Annotated in this window: 13 protein-coding genes; 3 read left to right on the top strand and 10 right to left on the bottom strand. The window is 71.2% G+C overall.

Features of this window, described 5'->3' with window-relative positions; translation table 11 throughout:
• Window positions 1-7 precede the first annotated feature (7 nt).
• Window positions 8-3,139, top strand: coding sequence for a CusA/CzcA family heavy metal efflux RND transporter (locus JNL41_RS18145; protein ID WP_293477400.1), 3,132 nt, complete (start codon window positions 8-10; stop codon window positions 3,137-3,139).
• Window positions 3,140-3,283: 144 nt separating this feature from the next.
• Window positions 3,284-6,613, top strand: coding sequence for an AAA family ATPase (locus JNL41_RS18140; protein WP_293477398.1), 3,330 nt, complete (start codon window positions 3,284-3,286; stop codon window positions 6,611-6,613).
• Window positions 6,614-6,637: 24 nt separating this feature from the next.
• On the opposite strand, the gene glp is transcribed toward JNL41_RS18140, so the two are convergent.
• Entirely contained in the window at window positions 6,638-7,828 is a 1,191-nt protein-coding gene (glp, locus tag JNL41_RS18135; protein ID WP_293477397.1) for a gephyrin-like molybdotransferase Glp, read from the bottom strand.
• Between the two features lie 244 nt (window positions 7,829-8,072).
• Here glp and JNL41_RS18130 point away from each other — a divergent pair, with 244 nt between their 5' ends.
• The gene (locus tag JNL41_RS18130; RefSeq protein WP_293477396.1) at window positions 8,073-9,344 is read left to right on the top strand and encodes an acyl-CoA dehydrogenase family protein; all 1,272 of its coding nucleotides are present in this window, start codon (window positions 8,073-8,075) and stop codon (window positions 9,342-9,344) included.
• A 99-nt stretch (window positions 9,345-9,443) separates the two neighbouring features.
• Here the strand turns inward: JNL41_RS18130 and JNL41_RS18125 are convergent, their stop codons facing one another.
• The 9 genes from JNL41_RS18125 to JNL41_RS18085 are packed head-to-tail and all read right to left on the bottom strand — an operon-like array spanning window position 9,444 to window position 21,076.
• A complete protein-coding gene (locus JNL41_RS18125; RefSeq protein WP_293477395.1) occupies window positions 9,444-10,031 on the bottom strand; it encodes a molybdenum cofactor guanylyltransferase in 588 nt (195 codons plus the stop codon).
• On the bottom strand, window positions 10,028-10,582 hold the full coding sequence (locus tag JNL41_RS18120) for a hemerythrin domain-containing protein (protein WP_293477394.1): 555 nt from the start codon (window positions 10,580-10,582) through the stop codon (window positions 10,028-10,030). The genes JNL41_RS18125 and JNL41_RS18120 overlap by 4 nt, the downstream gene beginning before the upstream one ends.
• Window positions 10,583-10,605: 23 nt before the next feature.
• Window positions 10,606-11,802: a hypothetical protein gene (locus tag JNL41_RS18115; protein ID WP_293477392.1), complete on the bottom strand. Its 1,197-nt coding sequence runs from the start codon at window positions 11,800-11,802 to the stop codon at window positions 10,606-10,608.
• Entirely contained in the window at window positions 11,802-12,917 is a 1,116-nt protein-coding gene (locus tag JNL41_RS18110) for a peptidylprolyl isomerase (protein WP_293477390.1), read from the bottom strand. Before JNL41_RS18110 ends, JNL41_RS18115 begins: the two co-directional genes overlap by 1 nt.
• Window positions 12,914-13,687, bottom strand: coding sequence for a respiratory nitrate reductase subunit gamma (narI, locus tag JNL41_RS18105; protein WP_293477388.1), 774 nt, complete (start codon window positions 13,685-13,687; stop codon window positions 12,914-12,916). The genes JNL41_RS18110 and narI overlap by 4 nt, the downstream gene beginning before the upstream one ends.
• 11 nt (window positions 13,688-13,698) lie before the next feature.
• Complete coding sequence (gene narJ, locus JNL41_RS18100) at window positions 13,699-14,406, bottom strand: nitrate reductase molybdenum cofactor assembly chaperone (protein ID WP_293477386.1); 708 nt, start codon at window positions 14,404-14,406, stop codon at window positions 13,699-13,701.
• On the bottom strand, window positions 14,407-15,933 hold the full coding sequence (gene narH / locus JNL41_RS18095; RefSeq protein WP_293477384.1) for a nitrate reductase subunit beta: 1,527 nt from the start codon (window positions 15,931-15,933) through the stop codon (window positions 14,407-14,409).
• The gene (locus JNL41_RS18090) at window positions 15,933-19,661 is read right to left on the bottom strand and encodes a nitrate reductase subunit alpha (protein WP_293477382.1); all 3,729 of its coding nucleotides are present in this window, start codon (window positions 19,659-19,661) and stop codon (window positions 15,933-15,935) included. The genes narH and JNL41_RS18090 overlap by 1 nt, the downstream gene beginning before the upstream one ends.
• The gene (locus JNL41_RS18085) at window positions 19,658-21,076 is read right to left on the bottom strand and encodes an MFS transporter (RefSeq protein ID WP_293477380.1); all 1,419 of its coding nucleotides are present in this window, start codon (window positions 21,074-21,076) and stop codon (window positions 19,658-19,660) included. Before JNL41_RS18085 ends, JNL41_RS18090 begins: the two co-directional genes overlap by 4 nt.
• Between the last annotated feature and the right edge of the window lie 16 nt (window positions 21,077-21,092).

Below are 21,092 nucleotides of genomic sequence, written 5' to 3'. Positions count from 1 at the left end.
GACGGCCATGCTCGAACGCATCGTCGCGCACGCGATCCGGTTCCGCTGGGTCGTTCTGGCGCTGGTCCTGGTGTCGTGCGCCATCGGCGTCTGGAGCTTTCAGCGCCTGCCGATCGACGCCACGCCGGACATCACCAACGTCCAGGTCCAGATCAACACCGAGGCGCCCGGATTCTCGCCGCTGGAGTCCGAACAGCGGATCACCTTCCCGGTGGAGACGGCGATCGCCGGCCTGCCGGGCCTGGAGTACACGCGCTCGATCTCCCGCTACGGGCTCTCGCAGGTCACCGTCGTCTTCAGGGACGGGACGGACATCTACTTTGCGCGCCAGCTCGTGAACGAACGGCTGCAAGCGGCGCGCAGCCAGCTTCCGGAAGGCCTCGCGCCCGAACTCGGGCCGATCTCCACCGGCCTGGGTGAGATCTTCATGTACACCGTGGAGGCCCGGCCCGGCGCCCGCAGGCCGGACGGCGGCGCCTACACGTCCGAGGACCTGCGCACGCTCCAGGACTGGGTGATCCGGCCGCAACTCCGCAGCACGCCCGGCGTCACCGAGGTCAACACCATCGGCGGCTTCGAGCGACAGTATCACGTCACGCCCATCCCGGAGCGGCTGGCGGCCTACGACGTCAGCATGTCCGAGGTGATCGAGGCCCTGGAGCGCAACAACGCCAACGTCGGCGCCGGCTACGTCGAGCGCTACGGCGAGCAGTATCTCGTCCGCGTGCCCGGGCAGGCCGCGACGCGCGGGGACCTGGGCGCGATCGTGATCGCGAGCCGGCGCGGCGTTCCGGTGCGGATCGCCGACGTCGCCGACGTCGTGATGGGCGCGGAGCTGCGTACCGGGGCGGCCACCAAGGACGGGCAGGAGGTGGTGCTGGGCACGGTCTTCATGCTGGTCGGCGAGAACTCCCGCACGGTGGCCCGCGCCGCCGCCCGGCGGCTGGAGGAGGCGGCCGAGGCGCTGCCGGCGGGCGTCGTGGCCGAGCCGATCTACGACCGCACCGACCTCGTCGAGCGTGCGATCGGGACGGTCGAGACCAATCTGGTCGAGGGCGCGCTGCTGGTGATCGCCGTGCTGTTCCTGCTGCTCGGCAACATCCGCGCAGCCCTGATCACGGCGGCGGTCATTCCGGTCACCATGCTGATGACCATCACCGGCATGGTGCGGGCGGGGGTCTCGGGCAACCTCATGAGCCTGGGGGCGCTCGACTTCGGCCTGATCGTCGACGGGGCCGTGATCATCGTCGAGAACTGCCTGCGCCGGTTCGGGGAGGCCCAGCACAGGCTTGGCCGGCTGCTCACCCGCGACGAGCGCTTCGAGCTGGCGGCGGCGGCCTCGGGCGAGGTGATCCGGCCGTCGCTGTTCGGCGTGCTGATCATCACCCTCGTCTACGTGCCGATCTTCGCGCTGACCGGCGTGGAGGGGAAGATGTTCCACCCCATGGCGGTGACGGTCGTCATGGCCCTGAGCGTCGCGCTCGTCCTGTCGCTGACGTTCGTACCGGCCGCGGTGGCGCTCTTCGTCTCGGGCCGGGTCGAGGAGAAGGACAGCTTCCTGATGCGCGGGGCGCGCCGCGTCTACGCGCCGGCGCTGGAGGCCGCCCTGCGGCGGCGCGGGGCCTTCGTGGCGGCCGCGGCGCTGCTCGTGCTGGTCTCGGGCGTCGCGGCCAGCCGGATGGGGTCGGAGTTCATTCCGAACCTGGACGAGGGCGACGTCGCATTGCACGCGCTGCGCATCCCGGGGACCAGCCTGACCCAGGCGGTCCGGATGCAGGCTGCGCTGGAGAGACGGATCGGGCAGTTTCCGGAGGTCGAGCGGGTCGTGGCCAAGATCGGCACCGCCGAGGTGGCGACCGACCCGATGCCGCCGTCGGTGGCCGACACCTTCGTGATGCTGAAGGGCCGCAAGGACTGGCCCGATCCGCGCAAGCCGCGGGCGCAGCTCGTGGCCGAGATGCAGGCCGCCGTCGCGCGGGTTCCCGGCAACAACTACGAGTTCACCCAGCCGATCCAGATGCGGTTCAACGAGCTGCTCTCGGGCGTGCGGGCCGATGTCGCCGTCAAGGTGTTCGGAGACGATCTGGAACAGTTGCTCGCCCTCGGCGGACGGATCGAGAGCGTGGTTGCGGGGATCGAAGGCGCCCAGGACGTCAGCGTCGAGCAGGTGACCGGCCTGCCGGTGCTGCAGATCGCGCCCGACCGCGCTGCGCTCGCGCGCCTCGGCCTCTCCATGGCCGACGTGCAGGCGGTGGTGCAGGCCTCGGTGGGCGGCGTCGTCGCGGGGCAGATCTTCGAGGGTGACCGCCGGTTCGACGTCGTCGTCCGGCTGCCCGAGGCCGTGCGGCAGAACACCGACGCGCTGGGCCGGTTGCAGATCCCCGTACCGTCGGCCGGCGGGCGCTCGTTCGTGCCGCTGGAGGAGATCGCGACGATCACGCGCGAGACCGGGCCGAACCAGATAAGCCGCGAAAACGGCAAGCGCCGCGTGGTGGTCACCGCCAACGTCCGGGGCCGCGACCTGGGCTCGTTCATCGCCGAGGCGCAGGCCAAGGTGGGCGCGGACGTGGAGATCCCGGCGGGCTACTGGGTCAGCTACGGGGGCGCGTTCGAACAGTTGATCTCGGCGGCGAAGCGGCTGCAGCTCGTCGTGCCGGCCGTCCTGGCGCTGATCTTCGTCCTGCTGTTCGTGCTCTTCCGCTCCTGGCGCGACAGCGCCGTCGTCTTCTCGGGCGTCCCCCTGGCGCTGACGGGAGGCATCGCGGCGCTGGTGCTGCGCGGGATGCCGCTCTCGATCTCGGCGGCGGTGGGCTTCATCGCGCTCTCGGGCGTGGCGGTGCTGAACGGGGTTGTGCTGGTGAGCTTCATCCGCGCGCTGACCGACGCCGGCAAGCCGCTCGCAGACGCGATCCGCGAGGGCGCGCTCACCCGGCTGCGTCCCGTGCTGATGACGGCGCTGGTGGCGAGTCTCGGGTTCGTGCCCATGGCGCTCAACGTGGGGGCAGGGGCCGAGGTGCAGCGACCGCTGGCCACCGTCGTCATCGGCGGGATCATCTCCTCGACGCTGCTGACGCTCCTGGTGCTGCCGGCGCTCTACAGCCTGATGCATGGACGCGACCGGGCGGGCGGGGAGGCTTGAGCGTCCTGGTTCGGCCACGGCTGACCGCGCCGGGAAAACGTGGTTCTTGGCGCAGCGCCTCGGCCCCGCTAATCGAAGAGGGTCGTCGATTTCGGCGCCACGGACCGGGTGTCGGCGATCGCGTGGACGGGGCATGAGTTTCCAGTGACGACGACAGGGGGGACAGGCCGGCTGGCGGACGAACCGGCGTTCGCGCTGGGCGGCCAGATCGTGCGTCCCGCCACGCGCGAGATCGGAACCCCCGGCGACGGCGAGGTGCTGGAACCACGGGTCATGCAGGTGCTCGTCACCCTGGCCCATCGACGCGGTCAGGTGGTTTCGCGGGCCGAGTTGATCGCCGCCTGCTGGGGCGGGGTCGCGGTGGGCGACGACGCCGTCAACCGCTGCATCCAGGCGCTCCGGCGGCTGGCCGACACGCGGGGCGGCTTCTCCATCCTGACCGTCAGGGGCGTGGGTTTCCGGCTGGACGAGGCCGCTTCGGCAGGCTCCGCCCCGGTCGGGGCGGCGCCGGACGCGAGCGCTCCGGCCGCGAGGGCGGCCAGCGACGAGCGCCGGCATGTGACGGTGCTGTCCTGCGGCCTGACGCGCGAGCCGGGTGCGCCGTTCGAACCGGAGGCCTGGTACGCGGTCAGCCGGGAATGGCGGCGGCGGGCGTCCGAGGCGGCGCGAGGGTTCGGCGCGCATGTCGAGCGGGCCCGCGGCGAGCGCCTGGTGGCCTACTTCGGCTATCCGGGCGGACAGGAGGACGCCGCCGAACGGGCCGTGCGCGCCGCCCTGGCGATCGGCAGGATCAGGCCGGAGGGCGCGTCGGTGCGGGCCGGCGTGCATGCCGGGACGGTCGTGGTCGGCCACGACGAGGCCGGCGACATCGAGATGTTCGGCGAGGCCCCCGATCTGGCGGCCCGGGCGCAGGACGCCGCCCCGGCGGGCGCGACGGTGATCACCGGCCCCGTCTACGATGTCGTGTCGGGCCTCGTGACGGCGCACCCCCTGGCCTCGCTGCCGGGGGACGGCGCCGGGGCGGCGGTGCGCCTCTACCGCGCGGTCTCGGCGGCGGCGGCGAGCCGCCGCGGCTTCGCACCCCGGGAGCGGACCCCCTTCGTCGGCCGCGAGGACGAGGTGCGGCTGCTGGCCGGGCGATGGGCGCGGGTCCGTGAAGGCCAGGGCCAACTGGTCCTCGTGGTGGGCGAGCCGGGCATCGGCAAGACCCGGCTCGTCGAGGAGTTCAGGGACGAACTGCGGGGCGAGGGCGTTCGCGCGATCGCGTGCGCCGGCGCGCCGCTCTTCGCCGCCACACCCTTCCATGCGGTGCGGCAGATGCTCGACCAGGGCCTCGGCTCGCCCGCCGGCGAGACGCCGGCCGACCGGTTCACGCGCCTGGAGCAGGCCGTCGCTGCCGCGGGCCTGCGCACGCAGGACGCCGTGCCGCTGATCGCCGACCTGCTCGGCCTGCCGCTTCCGCCCGGCCGCGCACCGGCGATGCTGGCGCCGGACGAGGGACGCCGGCGGCTCCTGGCGGCGCTCGCGGAGTGGGTGTTCGCCCTCGCCGCAGGGGCGCCGCTGCTGCTCGTGGTGGAGGACCTGCACTGGGTCGACCCGTCGTCGCTCGAGCTGTTCCATGTGCTGGCCGAGCAGGGCGCGACCACGCCGATGATGCTCCTCGGCACGGCGCGACCGGAGTCGGAGCCCCGGTGGTCGCCCCGGTCGCATCACACCCGCATCACCCTTGCCGGCCTGCCGTCACGGCCGATGCGCGCGATGGTGGACGGTCTGGTCGGGCGCGCGGGCCTGCCCGACGAGGTGGCCGCCGTGGTGGCCGAGCGCGCCGACGGGGTGCCGCTGTTCGCCGAGGAGCTCACGCGTCTGGTGCTCGATGGCGCGGGGAACCGCGCGCCCGGTCCCTTCGGCGCGGGCCATATCCCGGCGACCCTGCGCGACTCGCTGGCCGCGCGCCTGGACAGCCTGTCGCTCGGCAAGGAGGTGGCGCAGCGGGCGTCGGTGCTGGGGCGCACCTTCTCCCACGCCCTGCTGCACGAGGTCTCGGGGCTGCCCGAACCGGACCTGGCCGCCGGGCTGGCGCGGCTCGCCGATGCGGAACTGATCTATGTGCGCGGCATGGCGCCCGAGGCGACGTATCAGTTCAAGCACGCGCTGATCCATGACGCGGCCTACGCGACCCTCCTGAAGCCGGACAGGCGCGACCTGCACGCCCGGGCGGCCCGGGCCATCTCGGCGCGCGGCGACGCGCCGGAAGCGCGGCCCGAGGTCCTGGCGCGGCACTGGACCGAAGCCGGCGAAGAAGACCGCGCGATCGCCGCCTGGACCCGGGCCGCGGAGGCGGCAGTGGCCCGGCACGCCTTCGTCGAGGCCGAGACCCACTATCGCCGGGCTCTCGAAGTGCTCGCGTCGAAACCCGAGGGCCCGGCGCGGGACCAGCACGAGCTGGACCTCGGGCTGGCCCTGGTCGTGGTCCTCACGGCCAGCCAGGGACACGTCGCGCCGGCGACCGCGGAAGTGGTGGCGCGCAACCACCAACTGGCGGAAGGCGGCCAGTTCGTGGGCGCGATGACCGGCATGCGGAGCATGGCGTTCAGCCACTCGATAATTTCGGCCGACTGGGTCCAGGCGGCAGCCCAGGCCGAACAGTTGCGCGTCTTCGCAGAGGGTTTGGGGCCCCGCGCCGAGGCCAAGGGCCGGCTCTACGCCACGGCGATGTCGCACTTCGCCCCGTTCCAGGTGGCCTACTATTGCGGCCGTCTCACCGAAGCCGAGAGCCACTTCCTGCGGTGGCTGGCGTGCCACGAAGGGGAAGACTTCGACCAGCGGCTCACCACCACGCCGGCGTTGTGCAACGCGGCCATCCTCGCCAGCCTTCAGGGGCGCCCGGACGTTGCGCGCGAACGCGGGGAGCGCGCGGCCGCGTGGGCCGCCGGCACGGGCGTCGCCTACGAAATGGCGTTCGCCGACGCGCTCAGGGCGTTGCTCCACCTGGCCCTCGGGGACGACGCCGCAGCAGAGCGCCTGGGAACGGCCGGCGCGGAGGCGGCCGACGGGCTGGGCGTTCCCCACATCGGGGGATGGGCGCGCGTGGCGATCGGGGCGGCCCGCGCGCGCCGCGGCGCCCCGGACGAGGGCGCGAGGCTGATCCAGGCGGCCATCGACGGGTTTGTCGGCATCAACTACCGCGTGAGCCTGCCGCTCTTCATGAACCTGCTGGCCGAGGCGCAGGCGCTGGAGGGCGCCGTCGACGCCGCCTTCGCCACGCTGGCGGACGCGCTGGCGGTCTCGCCGCAGGAGCGGACCGAGCGGTCGCACACCCTCGTCCTTCGCGGCGAGTTGCGGGCGCGCATCGGCCAGTCCGAGGCCGCGGCGGCCGACTTCCAGGATGCGATCGCCGAGGCCCGGGCGACGGGCGCTCTGGCCTACGAACGACGCGCCGGCGCCGGCCTCGCGGCACATCTCGCCGCGAGGTGAAGCGACGAGGCCGGGCCGGCTCGTCTAGAACGCCAGCACCTCCGCGGTGTCGCCTGCCGACGCGGCGCGGGCGCCGGCGCGGCGGCGGATCAGGACGTCGGCGGCGGCCAGGTCCCGCTGCGCGCTGGAGTCCTGGTTGCCCAGGGGCGCGACCCCCTCGGGCAGGGTCCGTCCGCGATGGAACACCTCCCGCTCCGCGCAGGCGTGTACGGGGCCGGCCAGCGGAGCGAGCCGCCAGTACAGCGCGTCGTTAGGGCGTCCGCCGCCGAGGCCTGCCAGCAGCGGGGCGAGGAACAGCCGCGCCGTCACCAGAGCGGCCGACGGATTGCCCGGCAGGCCCAGGACCAGCTTGTCCCCGACGCGGCCCAGCCACACCGGCTTGCCGGGCTTGATCGCGACCTTCGCGAACACCAGGTCGAGACCGAGGGGCTCGAAGGCCGCCTTCGCCATGTCCCGCTCGCCGACCGACGCGCCGCCGGTCATCACCACGACGTCGGCTTCGTCCAGCGCGGCCTGTGCGGCGGCCTCCAGTCGAGACAGGTCGTCCGCGACGCGCCGACGCGCCGAGACGGCCGCGCCCCAGGCGGTCGCCATCGCCGCGACGCCCAGCGACACGCTGTCCGGAACGGCGCCCGGGCGGTCCGACGCGGAGCCGGGCTCGGCGAGTTCGTCCCCCGTGCTGATGAGCGAGACGCGCGGCCGGGGAATGACCTCGACGCTTGCCAGGTCCGCCGCTGCGGCCGCCACGATCGCCTGGGGCGTCAGCACGGCGCCGACGTCCAGCAGGATGTCGCCGGCGTGGAAATCGCTGCCGGCGCGCCGGACATGGCGCGCCTCGCCCGCAGGCCGCTCGAGCAGGGCCACGGCGCCTTCGCGCCGGACGATCTCCTGGATCACGACCCGGTCCGCGCCGGCCGGAATGGGGGCGCCGGTGAAGATCCGGGCGCAGTCGCCGGGACCCAGCGCGCGCGGCCCCGCGGCGTCGCCGGCGAACGCCTCAGCGACGATCCGCAGTCGCACCGGTCCGCAGGCGAGGTCGCTGCTGCGCACCGCATAGCCGTCCATCGCCGAGGTGTCGTGGGGCGGGGCGGTGCGGCGTGCGGCCACCGGCGCGGCCAGGACCCGTCCCGCCGCTTCGGCGAGCGGCAGGGTCTGGCGGGGAAGCGGGCGGGCAAACTCGACCGTGCGGCGGCAGGCTTCGTCGAAATCGATCAAGGCGGAACTCCGTCTGGCGCGTGGCCAGCGCGGCCCCACCCCGGTCGGGCGACGCCGCGCTGCGGGCGCGTTGGCCAGGGCCCTTCCCTAGCGCCGACGCGATGCCGGCGAATTGTCGGAGATCAAGGGCCGGCCGTGTGCGCGGGCCGCGCTTGACGAGGGTCAAGGCGAGAGGCGCCGCGCGTCATTCTCCTCGGTTCGGAGGCGGGCGACGATGCCTGCCGTCACGCCAGGGAGCGCTTCCATGGACTTCGACTTCAGCCCGCGACAGACGCAATGGCGCGACCGGGTGGCCGCGTTCATGGCGGCCCACGTCTATCCCTCGATCGCCACCTACCAGGCGCAGACGCAGAGGGAGGGCGCCGCACGCTGGGCGGTGATCCCCGTCGTCGAGGCGCTCAAGGCCCGGGCCTTCTCGGAAGGGCTCTGGAACCTCTTCCTGCCGCCGTCCGAACACGACGACGACGACTATCGCGGCGCCGGCCTCAGCAACCTCGAATATGCGCTTTGCGCCGAGGAGATGGGCCGCGTCGGCTTCGCGTCAGAGGTCTTCAACTGCTCGGCGCCCGACACCGGCAACATGGAGATCCTGCACCGCTACGGTACGGCGGCGCAGAAGGCCGCCTGGCTCGGGCCGCTGATGGACGGCGAGATCCGCTCGGCCTTCCTGATGACGGAACCGGATGTGGCCTCCTCCGACGCCACCAACATCCAGACGGTGATCCGCCGGGATGGCGACCACTATGTCGTCAACGGCCGCAAGTGGTGGTCGTCCGGCGTCGGGGATCCGCGCTGCAAGCTGGCCATCGTGATGGGCAAGACCGACCCCGAGGGGCCGCGGCACGCCCAGCAGTCCCAGCTTCTGGTGCCGATGGACACTCCCGGCATCGAGGTGGTGCGAATGCTGCCGGTGTTCGGCTACGACGACGCGCCGCACGGACATGCCGAGGTGGTGCTGCGCGACGTGCGGGTTCCGGTCGAGAACCTGGTCCTCGGCGAGGGGCGCGGATTCGAGATCGCCCAGGGGCGGCTGGGGCCGGGCCGCATCCACCACTGCATGCGCACGATCGGCGCCGCCGAGGTGGCGCTCGAGAAGATGGTCGACCGCCTGCTGTCTCGCGTCGCCTTCGGCAAGCGGCTCGCCGACCAGTCCGTGTGGGAACAGCGCCTCGGCGAAGCGCGCATGGACATCGAGATGACCCGCCTGCTGTGCCTGAAGGCGGCCGACATGATGGACCGCGTCGGCAACAAGGCCGCCCAGATGGAAATCGCCATGATCAAGGTCGCCGCCCCGCGCACGGCTCTGAAGGTGATCGACGACGCGATCCAGGCGCACGGCGGCGCCGGGGTGTCCGAGGACTTCGGTCTGGCGCGCCTCTACGCCGGCATGCGGACGCTGCGGCTGGCCGACGGCCCCGACGAAGTCCACCTGCGCGCCATCGCGCGGCTGGAGATCGGGCGTCACGGCGAGCGGCTGCGGGCCTGGCGGGAAGGCCAGCCCACGGCGTCGGCCTGACGGCGCCCACAACGGAAGGGAGGTGATCGCCCCGGATAGAAGCGTCCACATGCCAATCCTTCGCGTCGGCCCTGTGGCGTTCTCGCCGCAGGGCCGATTTCATGAGGCCCCGGGCTGCAGGCGCGCGAGTTCCTGCGGCGTATTGGCGTTGGCGAACGGGTCGTCGGGGCGGTCTGGCCAGGCGACCTCCACGGCCGCGCAGGCCTCCGCGAAACCGGTCAGCGACCGCCGCCCCGTGGCGAGGTAGGCCGCCAGGAGTTCGTGCGCCGCCGGGCGCCAGAGGGCGCAGGTCGGGTGCCGCCGTCCCCCGCTGGTCGCGACCGCACAGAGCATCTCGGGACGCAGGGCGGCCTGGAGACGCGCGAGGAGATCGGCGGGCAGGCGCGGCGCGTCGCAGGGCAGCGTCAGCAACAGGTCGCAACCGCGCGCCCGCGCCTGGGCCAGCGCGGCGGCAAGGCCCGCGAGCGGACCCTCGATGTCCGCACGGTCGAGGAGCGTGTCCACGGCAAGTCCGGCGGGGACCTGGGCCGGAACGCGAACGGCTACGGCGACGTCGGTCGACCAGCCACGCGCCAGTTCGACCGCCCGGTCCAGCAAGGTGATCTCGCCGTAGCGCTGTCCGGCCTTGTCGCCGCCCATGCGCCGGCCCTCTCCGCCGGCGAGGATGACGACCCGCGGCGGCGTCACGCGCCCACGGCGTCGAGGCGAACACCGCGCCGCGCCGCCAGCTTGCGGCTCAGCTTGCGCAGGTCGCCCGGCGACAGGCGCAGGCGCGCGATCGGCAGCACGACCGCGTTCTCCAGCGCCAGGTGGCGCAGTTCCCGGCTGGCGAAGTCCACAAGCGCCTGACGCGCGCCGGCGCCCGCGCCCGGGGCCGTTCTCGCCTCCAGGCAGGCGTCCAGGTGGGCCAGCACGACCTGCGCGGAGACTTCGTCCGCGCGATGCTCCGCCGAAAGGCGGTCGAGCGCCTCGTCTATGGCGTCCTCGGGGCGGGCGCGGCGGCGAAGGAAGGGAAACAGGTCCTCCTCCTCCTCGAGCACATGCAGCGTCAGGTCATGCCGGATGAAGCCCGCCAGCGCGGCGAGCGCCGGGCCGTCGAACGTGACCGTCCTGGCCGCGTCGGTCAGCCGCCGGCAGAATTCGCGATGACGCCGGTGCTCGGCCGTGAACCACTCCAGCGGCCGGGCCAGGTGCTCCAGCGGCGCGGGGGCGATGGCGTCGTCGTCGGCTGCGGTCATGACCGGCCTCCTTCGGGTGGCGCTTAGTACCGGTACTCCAGCGTGAGCCAGAGCTTCGTGCGGTCGGCGAACCCGGGCCGCGCCCCGTCGAAGAAGGCCGCCTTCACCTCGCCGGAAAGCTTGGGCGTCAGGGGCAGGGAGGCCAGCAGGTCGAGTTCGCGGCCGTAGCGGCGCGAGCCGTCGTCGTCCGAGAACGTGTGGGCGGCGGCCTGCAGCTTGAGCGGGGTCGTCCCGACCTTGACGACGCCTCCGGCGCGCAGGTTGAGGTCGCGCACCCCGGCCGCCGGGGTGGTCAGGAAGACGTCGGCCCAGCCCTGGAACGCGTGCAGGGTGGCGAGCGGCGTGGCGAATCCGCGCCGGCCGTCGCCGTCCAGGCGCTCCAGCCCGACCGAGGCCCAGGCGGCCGGCCCCTTCAGGCCCACGCCGAGGTCAAGGTAGTCGAGCGAGAAGTCGGTCGGGCTGTTGGCGTTGTCCGTCTGGTGCGCGAACTCGGCTTCGTAGGTGACGGCCAGGTCCTTGCGCAGCGGCCGGGACCCGGCGAAGCGGGCGCCCCAGGTCGCGTTCGATTGCGCCGCGGCGTTCTTGAACTCGAGCAGGTAGCCGTAACCGGTCAGTTGGCCCCAGGCGGTCTTCGCGTCGACCTGCATCAGGTGGCTGTCGCTGTCCCATTCGCCCTGGGGGCTGTGCCGCCCGAAGATGCGATGCACCTTGTCGACGTAGGCGTAGGTGAAGGTGAGATCCTTGGTCGCCTTGAACGACGCCTTGGCGGCGTCGAAGGTCTGCTCGTTCTGCCGGAATCCCACGTTGCCGACGAAACGGGCGTTGCCGAGGACCAGCCGCTGGCGGCCCACGACGGCGTCGCCCTCGGCCCCCGTCCAGGACACCTGGGCCCGGTTGAGTTCCGTACCCTCGGGATCGCTGACGCCCGGGTAGAGGACCTTGCCGTTCGTGGTGCTGTTGTAGCGCTCGACGAGGGCGGTGACGTTCTCGCCCTCGGCCAGCGCCTTGAACCCGTGCCAGGCGGGCGTCTCGTACCCGAAGCGCGTGCGCAGGGTCAGCGCCTCGGCGTCCTTGCGGAACCCGTCCTGGTCGACGGTTTCGTTCCTCAACCGCATCTCGAGGATGACCTTGCCAGGGATATCCTGCGCGAGCGTGACGGTCGGTGCGGTCAGGACGGCGAGCGCGGCGCCGGAAGCCAGGAGGGAACGGAGATGGGCCACTAGGCGACTCTGCGAATGACGGTGAAGGTTTGCTTGGCGGGAACCAGCTTCGAGCGCAGCACCGCCGCCAGGCAGGCGAGCGCCGGGTCGGCGGCGTCGCGGGCGGCCGAGACCAGGTTGGTCCAGCGCTCGTCGTTCGCGTCGGCGACGAAGTCGGCCATGGCCGTGCGGGCGAATTCGGCGGGCCGCTCGCCGGCGGCTTCCGCGGCTGCCTGAACCCGTTGCGCCAGGTCGCCGTCGACCGCCTGCAGCCAGGGGAGGAGGCGCTCGGACGCCGCGGCGTCGCCCAGGAAGTCCCCGAGCGTCGCCGAGCCCTCGCGGACCTCGCCCTCGTCGGTGAGGCTGAGCGCCACGCCGTGGGCCCGGGCCTCCGCGGCGAGGGTCGCGACATAGCGGGTGGCCGCGGCCGACCAGGCGCGAGCCTCCAGGTTCAGCCGGATCCGGTCCTCGACCACCTCGAAGGGCAGCTTGCGGCCCTCGATGCGGCGGTCGAGCTTGAGCACATGCCAGCCGAAGCGCGAGCGGACCGGTTCGCCGGCGACCGCGCCCGGCTTCAGCGCGTAGAGCACGCTCTCGACCTCGGGAACGAGGTCTCCGGGCTGCAACTGGCCCAGCGATCCGCCGGTGGCGCCCGACGGACAATCCGAGTGATCGCGGGCCATCTCCGCGAAGGTGCAGGCGCCGGACCGCACCGCGTCCGCGATCCGCAGCGCCCGGGTCCGCGCCGCCGCGTCGGCCTCGGGCGAGGCGTCGGCAGGCTCGATCAGGATGTGCGCGGCCTCGTGCAGGGTCGGCGAGCAGAAGCGCGCAGGGTCGGCGCCGTAGACGCGCAGGCATTCGGCCTCGGTGGGCGCGGCCGCGTCGACCTCGAGATCGAGCACGGCCCGCACGAGCGCCTCGTCGGCGGTCTCTTCGCGGCCCTGGGCGTCGCGTTCGGGTTCGGGTTCGAGCCGCAGGACGTGGGCGCGGTTCAGCAGCAGCGCGCGGATCGCCAGCGCGTGGCCTGCGGCCGCGCGCGCTTCGGCCGCCGAGGCGCCGGGGTGGTTCTGCACCTCCTGGGCCAGCAGGCTCTCGGGGATCTCGACGCCGTCGAAGACAACAGTGCGCAGGCTCATTTCGCCGCCTCCTCGCGTGTGACGGGCGCCGGGCGCGCCGCGGGAATGGTGGCGTAGGTGGGGGCGAGAGCCGCCGGGCGGCGCGGCAGGGTGCGGCGCGTGCGCACGAGCTGCCATCCGCGGCGGTTCAAGTACCAGACCGGGGCCGAAAGCATGTGGACCAGGCGCGTGAACGGGAAGACCAGCAGGATGGTCATGCCGAGCGTCAGGTGCGCCTTGAACACGAACTGGGTGTCGGCGACGAAGTCGGCCACGTGCGGGCGGAAGAGGAAGACCCCCTGCGCCCAGTTCATGAACTTCAGCATCTCGGCTCCGTCCCGATGCTGGAAGGAGACCGGGATCGTGGAGAGCCCGAGCAGGAGCTGCAGCATCAGGAGGACGAGGATCGCGGTGTCTCCGAAGCTGGAGTTGGCGCGGATCCGCGGATCGAACAGGCGGCGGTGCAGGAGCAGACTGCCCCCCACCAGGGCGAACAGCCCGGCGACGCCGCCCGCGACCATCGCCAGCATCTGCTTGGCGGCATGGGGGACGCCGAGCGCGTCCCAGATCCAGATGGGCGTCAGCAGGCCCACGAAGTGGCCGGCGAAGATCATCAGCACGCCGAGATGGAACAGCACCGAGCCGGTCATCAACTGGCGGCGACGCAGAAGCTGCGAGGATCCGGTGCGCCAGGTGTAGGGCTCGCGGTCGAAGCGGACGACCGAGCCCACCGCCAGCACGGCGAGCGCGATGTAGGGATAGACGCCGAAGAGGAGCTGATTGAGGTCCATGGGTCTCTTCCTCAGGCGGCCGGGCGCACGCGCCGGGGGGTGGGGGCGGGGCCGCTCCGCATGGTCTTCACCAGCGCGTCCGCCTTGGGGCAGCCGACGTCGGATGGGCCGAAGGTGACGGCGGTCTCGGCCCACAGCTTGTCCATGGCTTCGAGATCGTCGGGATTGTCGTCGGGCTCGGCCATCAGCGCGGCGAGCGCCGCGGCGTCGGCCCGGTCCTGCGCCAGGGCGCTGAGCGCGCCGAAGGCCGCGCGGTACGGGCTCTGGCGCTTGTGCAGCCGCTGGCCCAGCGCCGAGAGCACGTGGGCGGCTTCGCCCAGCAGGGAACCGGCCTCGGCGTCCGGCAGGGTGGACAGGAACTCCAGGAACACCGGCAGGTGGTCCGGCAACTCGTTCGCGGAGAGCTCGAGACCCTTGCTGCGATAGAGCTCCAGGAGCGCCACCATCGCCTGGCCGCGGTCCCGGCTTTCGCCGTGGACGTGCTCGTAGAGGTTCAGCGACAGCGAGCGCGTGCGGTCGAACAGCCACACATACCGTTCCTGGGCCTCGTAGAGGTCGTCGGTGGCGACGTCCTCGGCCAGCCGCGCGACCGCGCGGCGGATCGGGGCGGGGATGCGGGCGTCCTTCTCCAGAACCTCGGCGGCGGCCGGCAACAGGGCCCGGGTCGCCTCGGTCGGATAGCTGAGGACGAGCGCGAGCGCGCGATAGGACAGCGACATCTATTCGACCTCCGCCGTGGTGGGCGCCCGCGAGCGCTTGTTGGGGCCGAACAGGCCCAGTTCCGTCCGGCCGCCAGAGCAGCCGTTGCCGAAGGTGAAGCCGCAGGAGCCCTTCAGGTCGTAGGCGTCCTCCGCGGCCTCCCGATGCGTGGTCGGGATGACGAAGCGATCCTCGTAGTTGGCGATCGCCATGTAGCGGTACATCTCGTCCACCTGGGCGGCGGTGAGGCCCACGCGCTCGGCGATCCCGTGGTCGATGCGCCCGTCGACCGTCTTGGCGCGCATGTAGCTGCGCATCGCCAGCATGCGTTCCAGCGCCAGCACGACCGGCGGTTCGTTGCCGGCGGTCAGCAGGTTGGCCAGGTAGCGGACCGGGATCCGCAGCGACCGGACGTCCGGCATCTCGCCGTCCATCTCGAGCGCGCCGGCCGACGCCGCCGACTGGATCGGCGACAGCGGCGGCACGTACCAGACCATCGGCAGCGTCCGGTATTCCGGGTGCAGCGGGAAGGCGATCTTCCAGTCGATGGCCATCTTGTAGACGGGGCTGCGGCGCGCGGCCTCCAGCCAGGCCTCGGGCACGCCGTCGCGGCGCGCCTGGTCGATGACCGCCGGATCAAAGGGGTCGAGGAAGACGTCGAGCTGCGCCTGGTAGAGTTCCTTCTCGTCGGGTTCGGCCGCGGCCGCCTCGATGCGGTCGGCGTCGTAGAGCAGGACGCCCAGGTAGCGGATGCGCCCGACGCAGGTCTCGGAACAGACCGTCGGCTGGCCCACCTCGATGCGGGGGAAGCAGAAGGTACACTTCTCGGACTTCCCGCTCTCCCAGTTGTAGTAGATCTTCTTGTACGGGCAGGCCGAGACGCACATCCGCCAGCCGCGGCACTTGTCCTGGTCGATCAGGACGATGCCGTCCTCCTCGCGCTTGTAGATCGCGCCCGAGGGGCAGGCGGCGACGCACGCGGGGTTCAGGCAGTGCTCGCACAGCCTGGGCAGGTACATCATGAAGGTCTGTTCGAACTGGCCGTAGATCTCCTTCTCGACCCCCTCGAAGTTGTAGTCGGCCGAGCGCTTCTTGAATTCGCCGCCCAGGATCTCCTCCCAGTTCGGGCCCCACTCGATCTTCTCCATCCGCTCGCCGGTGATCTTCGAACGGGGGCGCGCCGTCGGGAACGCCTTCATCTCCGGGGCGGTCTGCAGGTGGCCGTAGTCGAAGTCGAAGGGCTCGTAGTAGTCGTCGATCTCGGGCAGGTCGGGGTTGGCGAAGATCTTCGCCAGGATGCGCCACTTGGCGCCCATCCTGGGTTCGATCCGGCCGTTGGCCTTGCGGACCCAGCCGCCGTTCCAGCGCTTCTGGTTCTCCCAGTCCTTGGGATAGCCGACGCCGGGCTTGGTCTCGACGTTGTTGAACCACGCGTATTCGACACCCTGGCGGGTGGTCCACACGTTCTTGCAGGTCACCGAGCAGGTGTGACACCCGATGCACTTGTCGAGGTTCAGCACCATCCCGATCTGGGCGCGCACTTTCATCAGCGGGAAACTCCGGTGGCGAGCGGCTCTTCGAGCCAGTCGACCTTGTTCATCTTGCGGACGACGACGAACTCGTCCCGGTTGGAGCCCACGGTGCCGTAGTAGTTGAAGCCGTAGGCGAGCTGGACGTAGCCGCCGATCATGTGCGTCGGCTTGGGCACGGCGCGGGTGCAGCTATTGTGGATGCCGCCGCGCTTGCCGGTGATCTGCGACCCCGGCGTGTTCACGATCTTCTCCTGCGCGTGGTACATGAAGGTCGTGCCTTCGCGGATGCGCTGGGAGACCACGGCGCGCGCGGTCAGCGCTCCGTTGGCGTTGAAGGCTTCGATCCAGTCGTTGTCCTCGATGCCGGCCCTGCGGGCGTCCGCCTCCGAGATCCACACCACCGGTCCGCCGCGGTTCAGCGTCAGCATCAGCAGGTTGTCGGAATAGGTGGAGTGGATGCCCCACTTCTGGTGCGGCGTGATGAAGTTGAGGACGATCTCGGTCTCGCCGTTGGGCGTCTTGCCCTTGACCCAGGTGGTCTTGAGGTCGACCGGCGGACGGTAGACGCACAGCGCCTCGCCGAACGCCCGCATCCACAGGTGGTCCTGGTAGAGCTGCTGGCGGCCGGTCAGGGTCCGCCACGGGATCAGCTCGTGGACGTTGGTGTAGCCGGCGTTGTAGCAGACGTGCTCGCTCTCCAGGCCGGACCAGATCGGCGAGGAGATGATCTTCCGCGGCTGCGCGACGAGATCGCGGTAGCGGATCTTCTCGTCTTCCTTCGGCCGCGCCAGATGGGTGTGCTCGCGGCCGGTCTGCTTGCCGAGCGCCGCCCAGGCCTTGACCGCAACCTCGCCGTTGGTCTCCGGCGCGAGCGTCAGGATCGTTTCGCACGCATCGATGTCGCTATCGATCCGCGGCAGGCCCTCGCTGACGCCGGGCTCGGACACATGGCCGTTGAGGTCGCCCAGGAGGCCGACCTCGTGCTCGGTGTTCCAGGCCATCCCCTTGCCGCCGTTGCCGACCTTGGCCATCAGCGGGCCCAGGGAGGTGAACTGCTTGTAGAGGTTGGGATAGTCGCGCTCGACGACGGTGATCTGCGGCATGGTCTTGCCGGGGATCGGCTCGCATTCGCCGAGATACCAGTCCTGGACGTCGAACGGCTGGGCCAGTTCGCCGGCGCTGTCGTGCTGGATCGGTGTCAGCACCACGTCCTTCTCGACGCCCAGCACCTCGGGCGCGACCTCGGAGAACTTCCGGGCGATCGCCTTGAAGATCTCCCAGTCCGACTTCGACTCCCACGCCGGGTCCACGGCCGCCGAGAGCGGGTGGATGAACGGGTGCATGTCCGAGGTGTTGAGGTCGTTCTTCTCGTACCAGGTGGCCGTCGGCAGCACGATGTCGGAGTAGACCGCCGTCGTGGACATCCGGAAATCGAGGGTGACCAGGAGGTCCAGCTTCCCTTCCGGAGCCTCGTCGCGCCACACCACGTCGCGGGGCTTCTGGCGGCCCATCTCGCCGAGGTCCTTGCCCTGGACGCCGTGGGCGGCGCCCAGAAGGTGCTTCAGGAAGTACTCGTGGCCCTTGCCGGACGAGCCCAGCAGGTTCGAGCGCCAGACGAACATGTTGCGCGGCCAGTTGGCCGGGTCGTCCGGGTCGTGGCAGGAGAGTTCGAGGGTGCGGGCCTTCAGCTCGCGCACCGTGTAGGCCTTGGGGTCGACGCCGGCCGCCTCGGCGGCGCGGGCCACGGCCAGCGGGTTGGTCTTCAGCGCCGGCGCCGACGGCAGCCAGCCCATGCGCTCGGCGCGCACGTTGAAGTCGATCAGCGACGCATCCCAGGGCCCGCTCGGGGCCGTGGGCGACAGGATCTCGGCGGCGCTCACCGTCTCGTAGCGGTACTGATCTGTGTGCGCGTAGAAGAACGAGGTGGAGTTCTGCTGCCGCGGGGGGCGGATCCAGTCGGTGGCGAAGGCCAGGGGCGCCCAGCCCGTCTGCGGACGCAGCTTCTCCTGGCCGACGTAGTGGCTCCAGCCGCCGCCGGACTGGCCGACGCAACCGCACATCACCAGCATGTTGATGACGCCGCGGTAGTTCATGTCCATGTGGAACCAGTGGTTCATCGCCGCGCCGATGATCACCATGGACCGGCCGTTGGTCTTTTCGGCGTTGGTGGCGAAGCCGCGGGCGACCGCGACGATCTGGTCGCGGGGGACGGTGGTGATCTGCTCGGCCCAGGCCGGGGAGTAGGGCTCCGGATCGTCGAAGCTCGCCGGCATGTGCTCGCCGCCGAAGCCCTGGTCGACGCCGTAGTTGGCGAGGAACAGGTCGTAGACGCAGGCGACCAGCGCGTCCCCGTCCTTCAGCCGCATCCGCTTCACGGGCACGTTGCGGACCAGCACGTCGGGGTGGTCGGTCGAGGCGAAGCCGTTCGAGGCGGTGTTGGCGAAGTAGGGGAAGCGGACCCCGACGACGTCGTCGTGGGCGCCCTTCAGGCCGAGCCGCAGCGCGGTGTCATGGCCGCCTGCGTCCTTCTCCTCGAGGTTCCACTTGCCGTCCTCGCCCCAGCGGAAGCCGATGGAGCCGTTGGGCACGACCACCTGGCCGGTCGCCTCGTCGACGGCGACGGTCTTCCACTCGGGATTGTTGGCCTGGTCGAGCGCGCCGTCGAAGTCGGCCGCGCGCAGCAGCCGCTCGGAGACGTAGCCGCCGTCCTGGGGGACCAGCCGCACCAGCATCGGAAGGTCGGAGTACTTGCGGATGTAGTCGCGGAAGTAGGGGACCTGCCGCTCGACGTGGAATTCCTTCAGGATGACGTGGCCGAAGGCCATGGCCAGCGCGGCGTCCGTCCCCTGCTTCACCGGCAGCCACAGGTCCGAGAACTTCGAGGCTTCGGAGTAGTCGGGGCAGATCACCACCGACTTGGCGCCGCGATAGCGGGCCTCGGTGTAGAAGTGGGCGTCGGGCGTGCGGGTCTGCGGGACGTTCGAGCCCCACAGCATCAGGAACCCCGAGTTGTACCAGTCGGCGCTCTCGGCGACGTCGGTCTGTTCGCCCCAGGTCTGCGGCGACGACGGGGGCAGGTCGCAGTACCAGTCGTAAAACGAGCCGCACACGCCGCCCAGGAGCTGCAGGTAGCGCGCGCCCGCCGCATAGCTGACCATCGACATGGCCGGGATCGGGGAAAAGCCGAACACGCGGTCCGGGCCCCACTGCTTGACCGTGTGCGCGTTGGCGGCGGCGACGATCTCGGTGACCTCGTCCCAGGTGGCGCGCACGAAGCCGCCCGAGCCGCGCATGGAGGTGTAGGAGGCGCGCTTGGCGGCGTCGGCCTGGATCGAGGCCCAGGCCGCCACCGGTGCGTGGGCGGCCCGGGCCTCGCGCCACAGCTTCAGCAGCCGCGAGCGGACCAGCGGGTACTTCACCCGGTTTGCCGAGTAGAGATACCAACTGTAGCTGGCGCCGCGCGCGCAGCCGCGCGGCTCGTGGTTCGGCAGTTCGGGCCGGGTGCGCGGATAGTCGGTCTGCTGGGTTTCCCAGGTGACGATCCCGCCCTTGACGTAGATCTTCCACGAGCAGGAGCCCGTGCAGTTCACGCCGTGGGTCGAGCGCACGATCTTGTCGTGGCGCCAGCGCGAGCGGTAGGCCTCTTCCCAGGCGCGGTCCTCGTCGTTCATCACGCCGTGGCCGTCGGAGAAGAGTTCCGTCTTGCGCGTGAAGAACGCGAGGCGGTCGAGGGTGTTGCTCATTCTGCGGGGACCTTGGTCGCGTCGGTTTTCGGGGCGTGCAGCAGCGATCCGCGCCGGCCGTAGACGGCCCAGTTCACGAGGACGCAGCTCACGTAGAAGGCGAGGAAGATGTAGAGGGCGGTTTCGGGCCCGCCGGTCGCTTTCAGCGAGTCGCCGAACGCCTTGGGGATGAAGAAGCCGCCGAAGGCGCCGACCGCCGAGGTGAACCCCACGATGGCCGCCGCTTCCATCTCCGCGGCCTTCAGGCGCTCGTCCGCCGAGGCTTTCGGCATCAGGCGCGGCATGTCGGAGCGGACGATCGCGGGGATCATCTGGAAGGTCGAGGCGTTGCCCACGCCGGTCCAGAAGAACAGCCACAGGAAGCTGGCGAAGAAGATCGCGAACGAGGGGGCGCCGCTGAAGGCGCCGACGCCGTGCAGCACGCCCAGGACGCCCAGGGCCATGGCCAGGAAGGCGTAGTGCGTGACCCGCTCGCCGCCGAACCTGTCGGAGACCCAGCCGGTCAGGGCGCGCGAGCCGGCGCCCACGAGCGGGCCGAGGAAGACCAGCTTCAGCACCACGATGTGGGGGAACAGCGTCTTCGACAGGAGCGGGAAGGCGGCCGAGAAGCCGAGGAACGAACCGAACGTGCCGAGGTAGAGCCAGCACATGATCCAGTTGTGGCGGCGCTTGAACACCACGGCCTGGCTGGAGAAGGAGGCCTTCGCCGAGGCGATGTCGTTCATGCCGAACCAGGCGGCGACCGCCGCGACGAGGATGAACGGGACCCAGACGTAGCCGGCGTTCTGCATCCAGACGGGGGCGGTGACGCCCAGGCCCTTGTCGACCGACAGTTGCGACGGCCCGGCGATCGGCAGGAGCGCGATGCCCGTCACCACCGGCACCAGGAACTGCATGAGGCTGACGCCGAGGTTGCCGAACCCGGCGTTCATGGCGAGCGCGTTGCCCTTCTGGGCCTTCGGGAAGAAGAACGAGATGTTGCCCATCGAGGAGGCGAAGTTCCCGCCGCCCAGGCCGCAGAGCAGCGAGAGCATCACGAAGGTCCAGTAGGGCGTGTCCGGGTTCTGCACGGCCAGGCCGATGCCGATGGCCGGGACCAGCAGCGACAGGGTCGACAGGGTCGTCCAGAGCCGGCCGCCGAAGATCGGCACCATGAAGCTGTAGAACACCCGCAGCGTCGCGCCCGAGAGCGCCGGCAGCGCGGTGAGCCAGAACAACTGATCGGTCGTGAACTTGAAGCCGATCAGCTTCAGCTTGGCCACGACCATCGACCAGACCATCCAGACCGCGAAAGCCAGGGTCAGGTTCGGGATCGAGATCCACAGGTTGCGGTTGGCGATCGGCTTTCCGGTGGACGCCCAGAACGCGTCGTCCTCGGGACGCCAGTCGGTGAGCACGTGACGGGGTTTGCCCATGGGTCGAGTGTCCTCT

Origin of the sequence: Phenylobacterium sp., assembly GCF_016793285.1 — a bacterium.
Taxonomy (GTDB): domain Bacteria; phylum Pseudomonadota; class Alphaproteobacteria; order Caulobacterales; family Caulobacteraceae; genus Phenylobacterium.
The sequence above is the reverse complement of the archived record's forward strand: the minus strand, read 5'-3'. Positions and strand labels throughout refer to the sequence as shown.

Bases quoted from the DNA above. Each gene is read 5' to 3' on its own strand.
- JNL41_RS18120 (WP_293477394.1), bottom strand. From the start codon at position 10,582: ATGACCGCAGCCGACGACGACGCCATCGCCCCCGCGCCGCTGGAGCAC.
- JNL41_RS18085 (WP_293477380.1), bottom strand. From the start codon at position 21,076: ATGGGCAAACCCCGTCACGTGCTCACCGACTGGCGTCCCGAGGACGAC.
- JNL41_RS18130 (WP_293477396.1), top strand. From the start codon at position 8,073: ATGGACTTCGACTTCAGCCCGCGACAGACGCAATGGCGCGACCGGGTG.
- narJ (WP_293477386.1), bottom strand. From the start codon at position 14,406: ATGTCGCTGTCCTATCGCGCGCTCGCGCTCGTCCTCAGCTATCCGACC.
- JNL41_RS18090 (WP_293477382.1), bottom strand. From the start codon at position 19,661: ATGAGCAACACCCTCGACCGCCTCGCGTTCTTCACGCGCAAGACGGAA.
- narH (WP_293477384.1), bottom strand. From the start codon at position 15,933: ATGAAAGTGCGCGCCCAGATCGGGATGGTGCTGAACCTCGACAAGTGC.
- JNL41_RS18110 (WP_293477390.1), bottom strand. From the start codon at position 12,917: ATGAGCCTGCGCACTGTTGTCTTCGACGGCGTCGAGATCCCCGAGAGC.
- narI (WP_293477388.1), bottom strand. From the start codon at position 13,687: ATGGACCTCAATCAGCTCCTCTTCGGCGTCTATCCCTACATCGCGCTC.
- JNL41_RS18145 (WP_293477400.1), top strand. From the start codon at position 8: ATGCTCGAACGCATCGTCGCGCACGCGATCCGGTTCCGCTGGGTCGTT.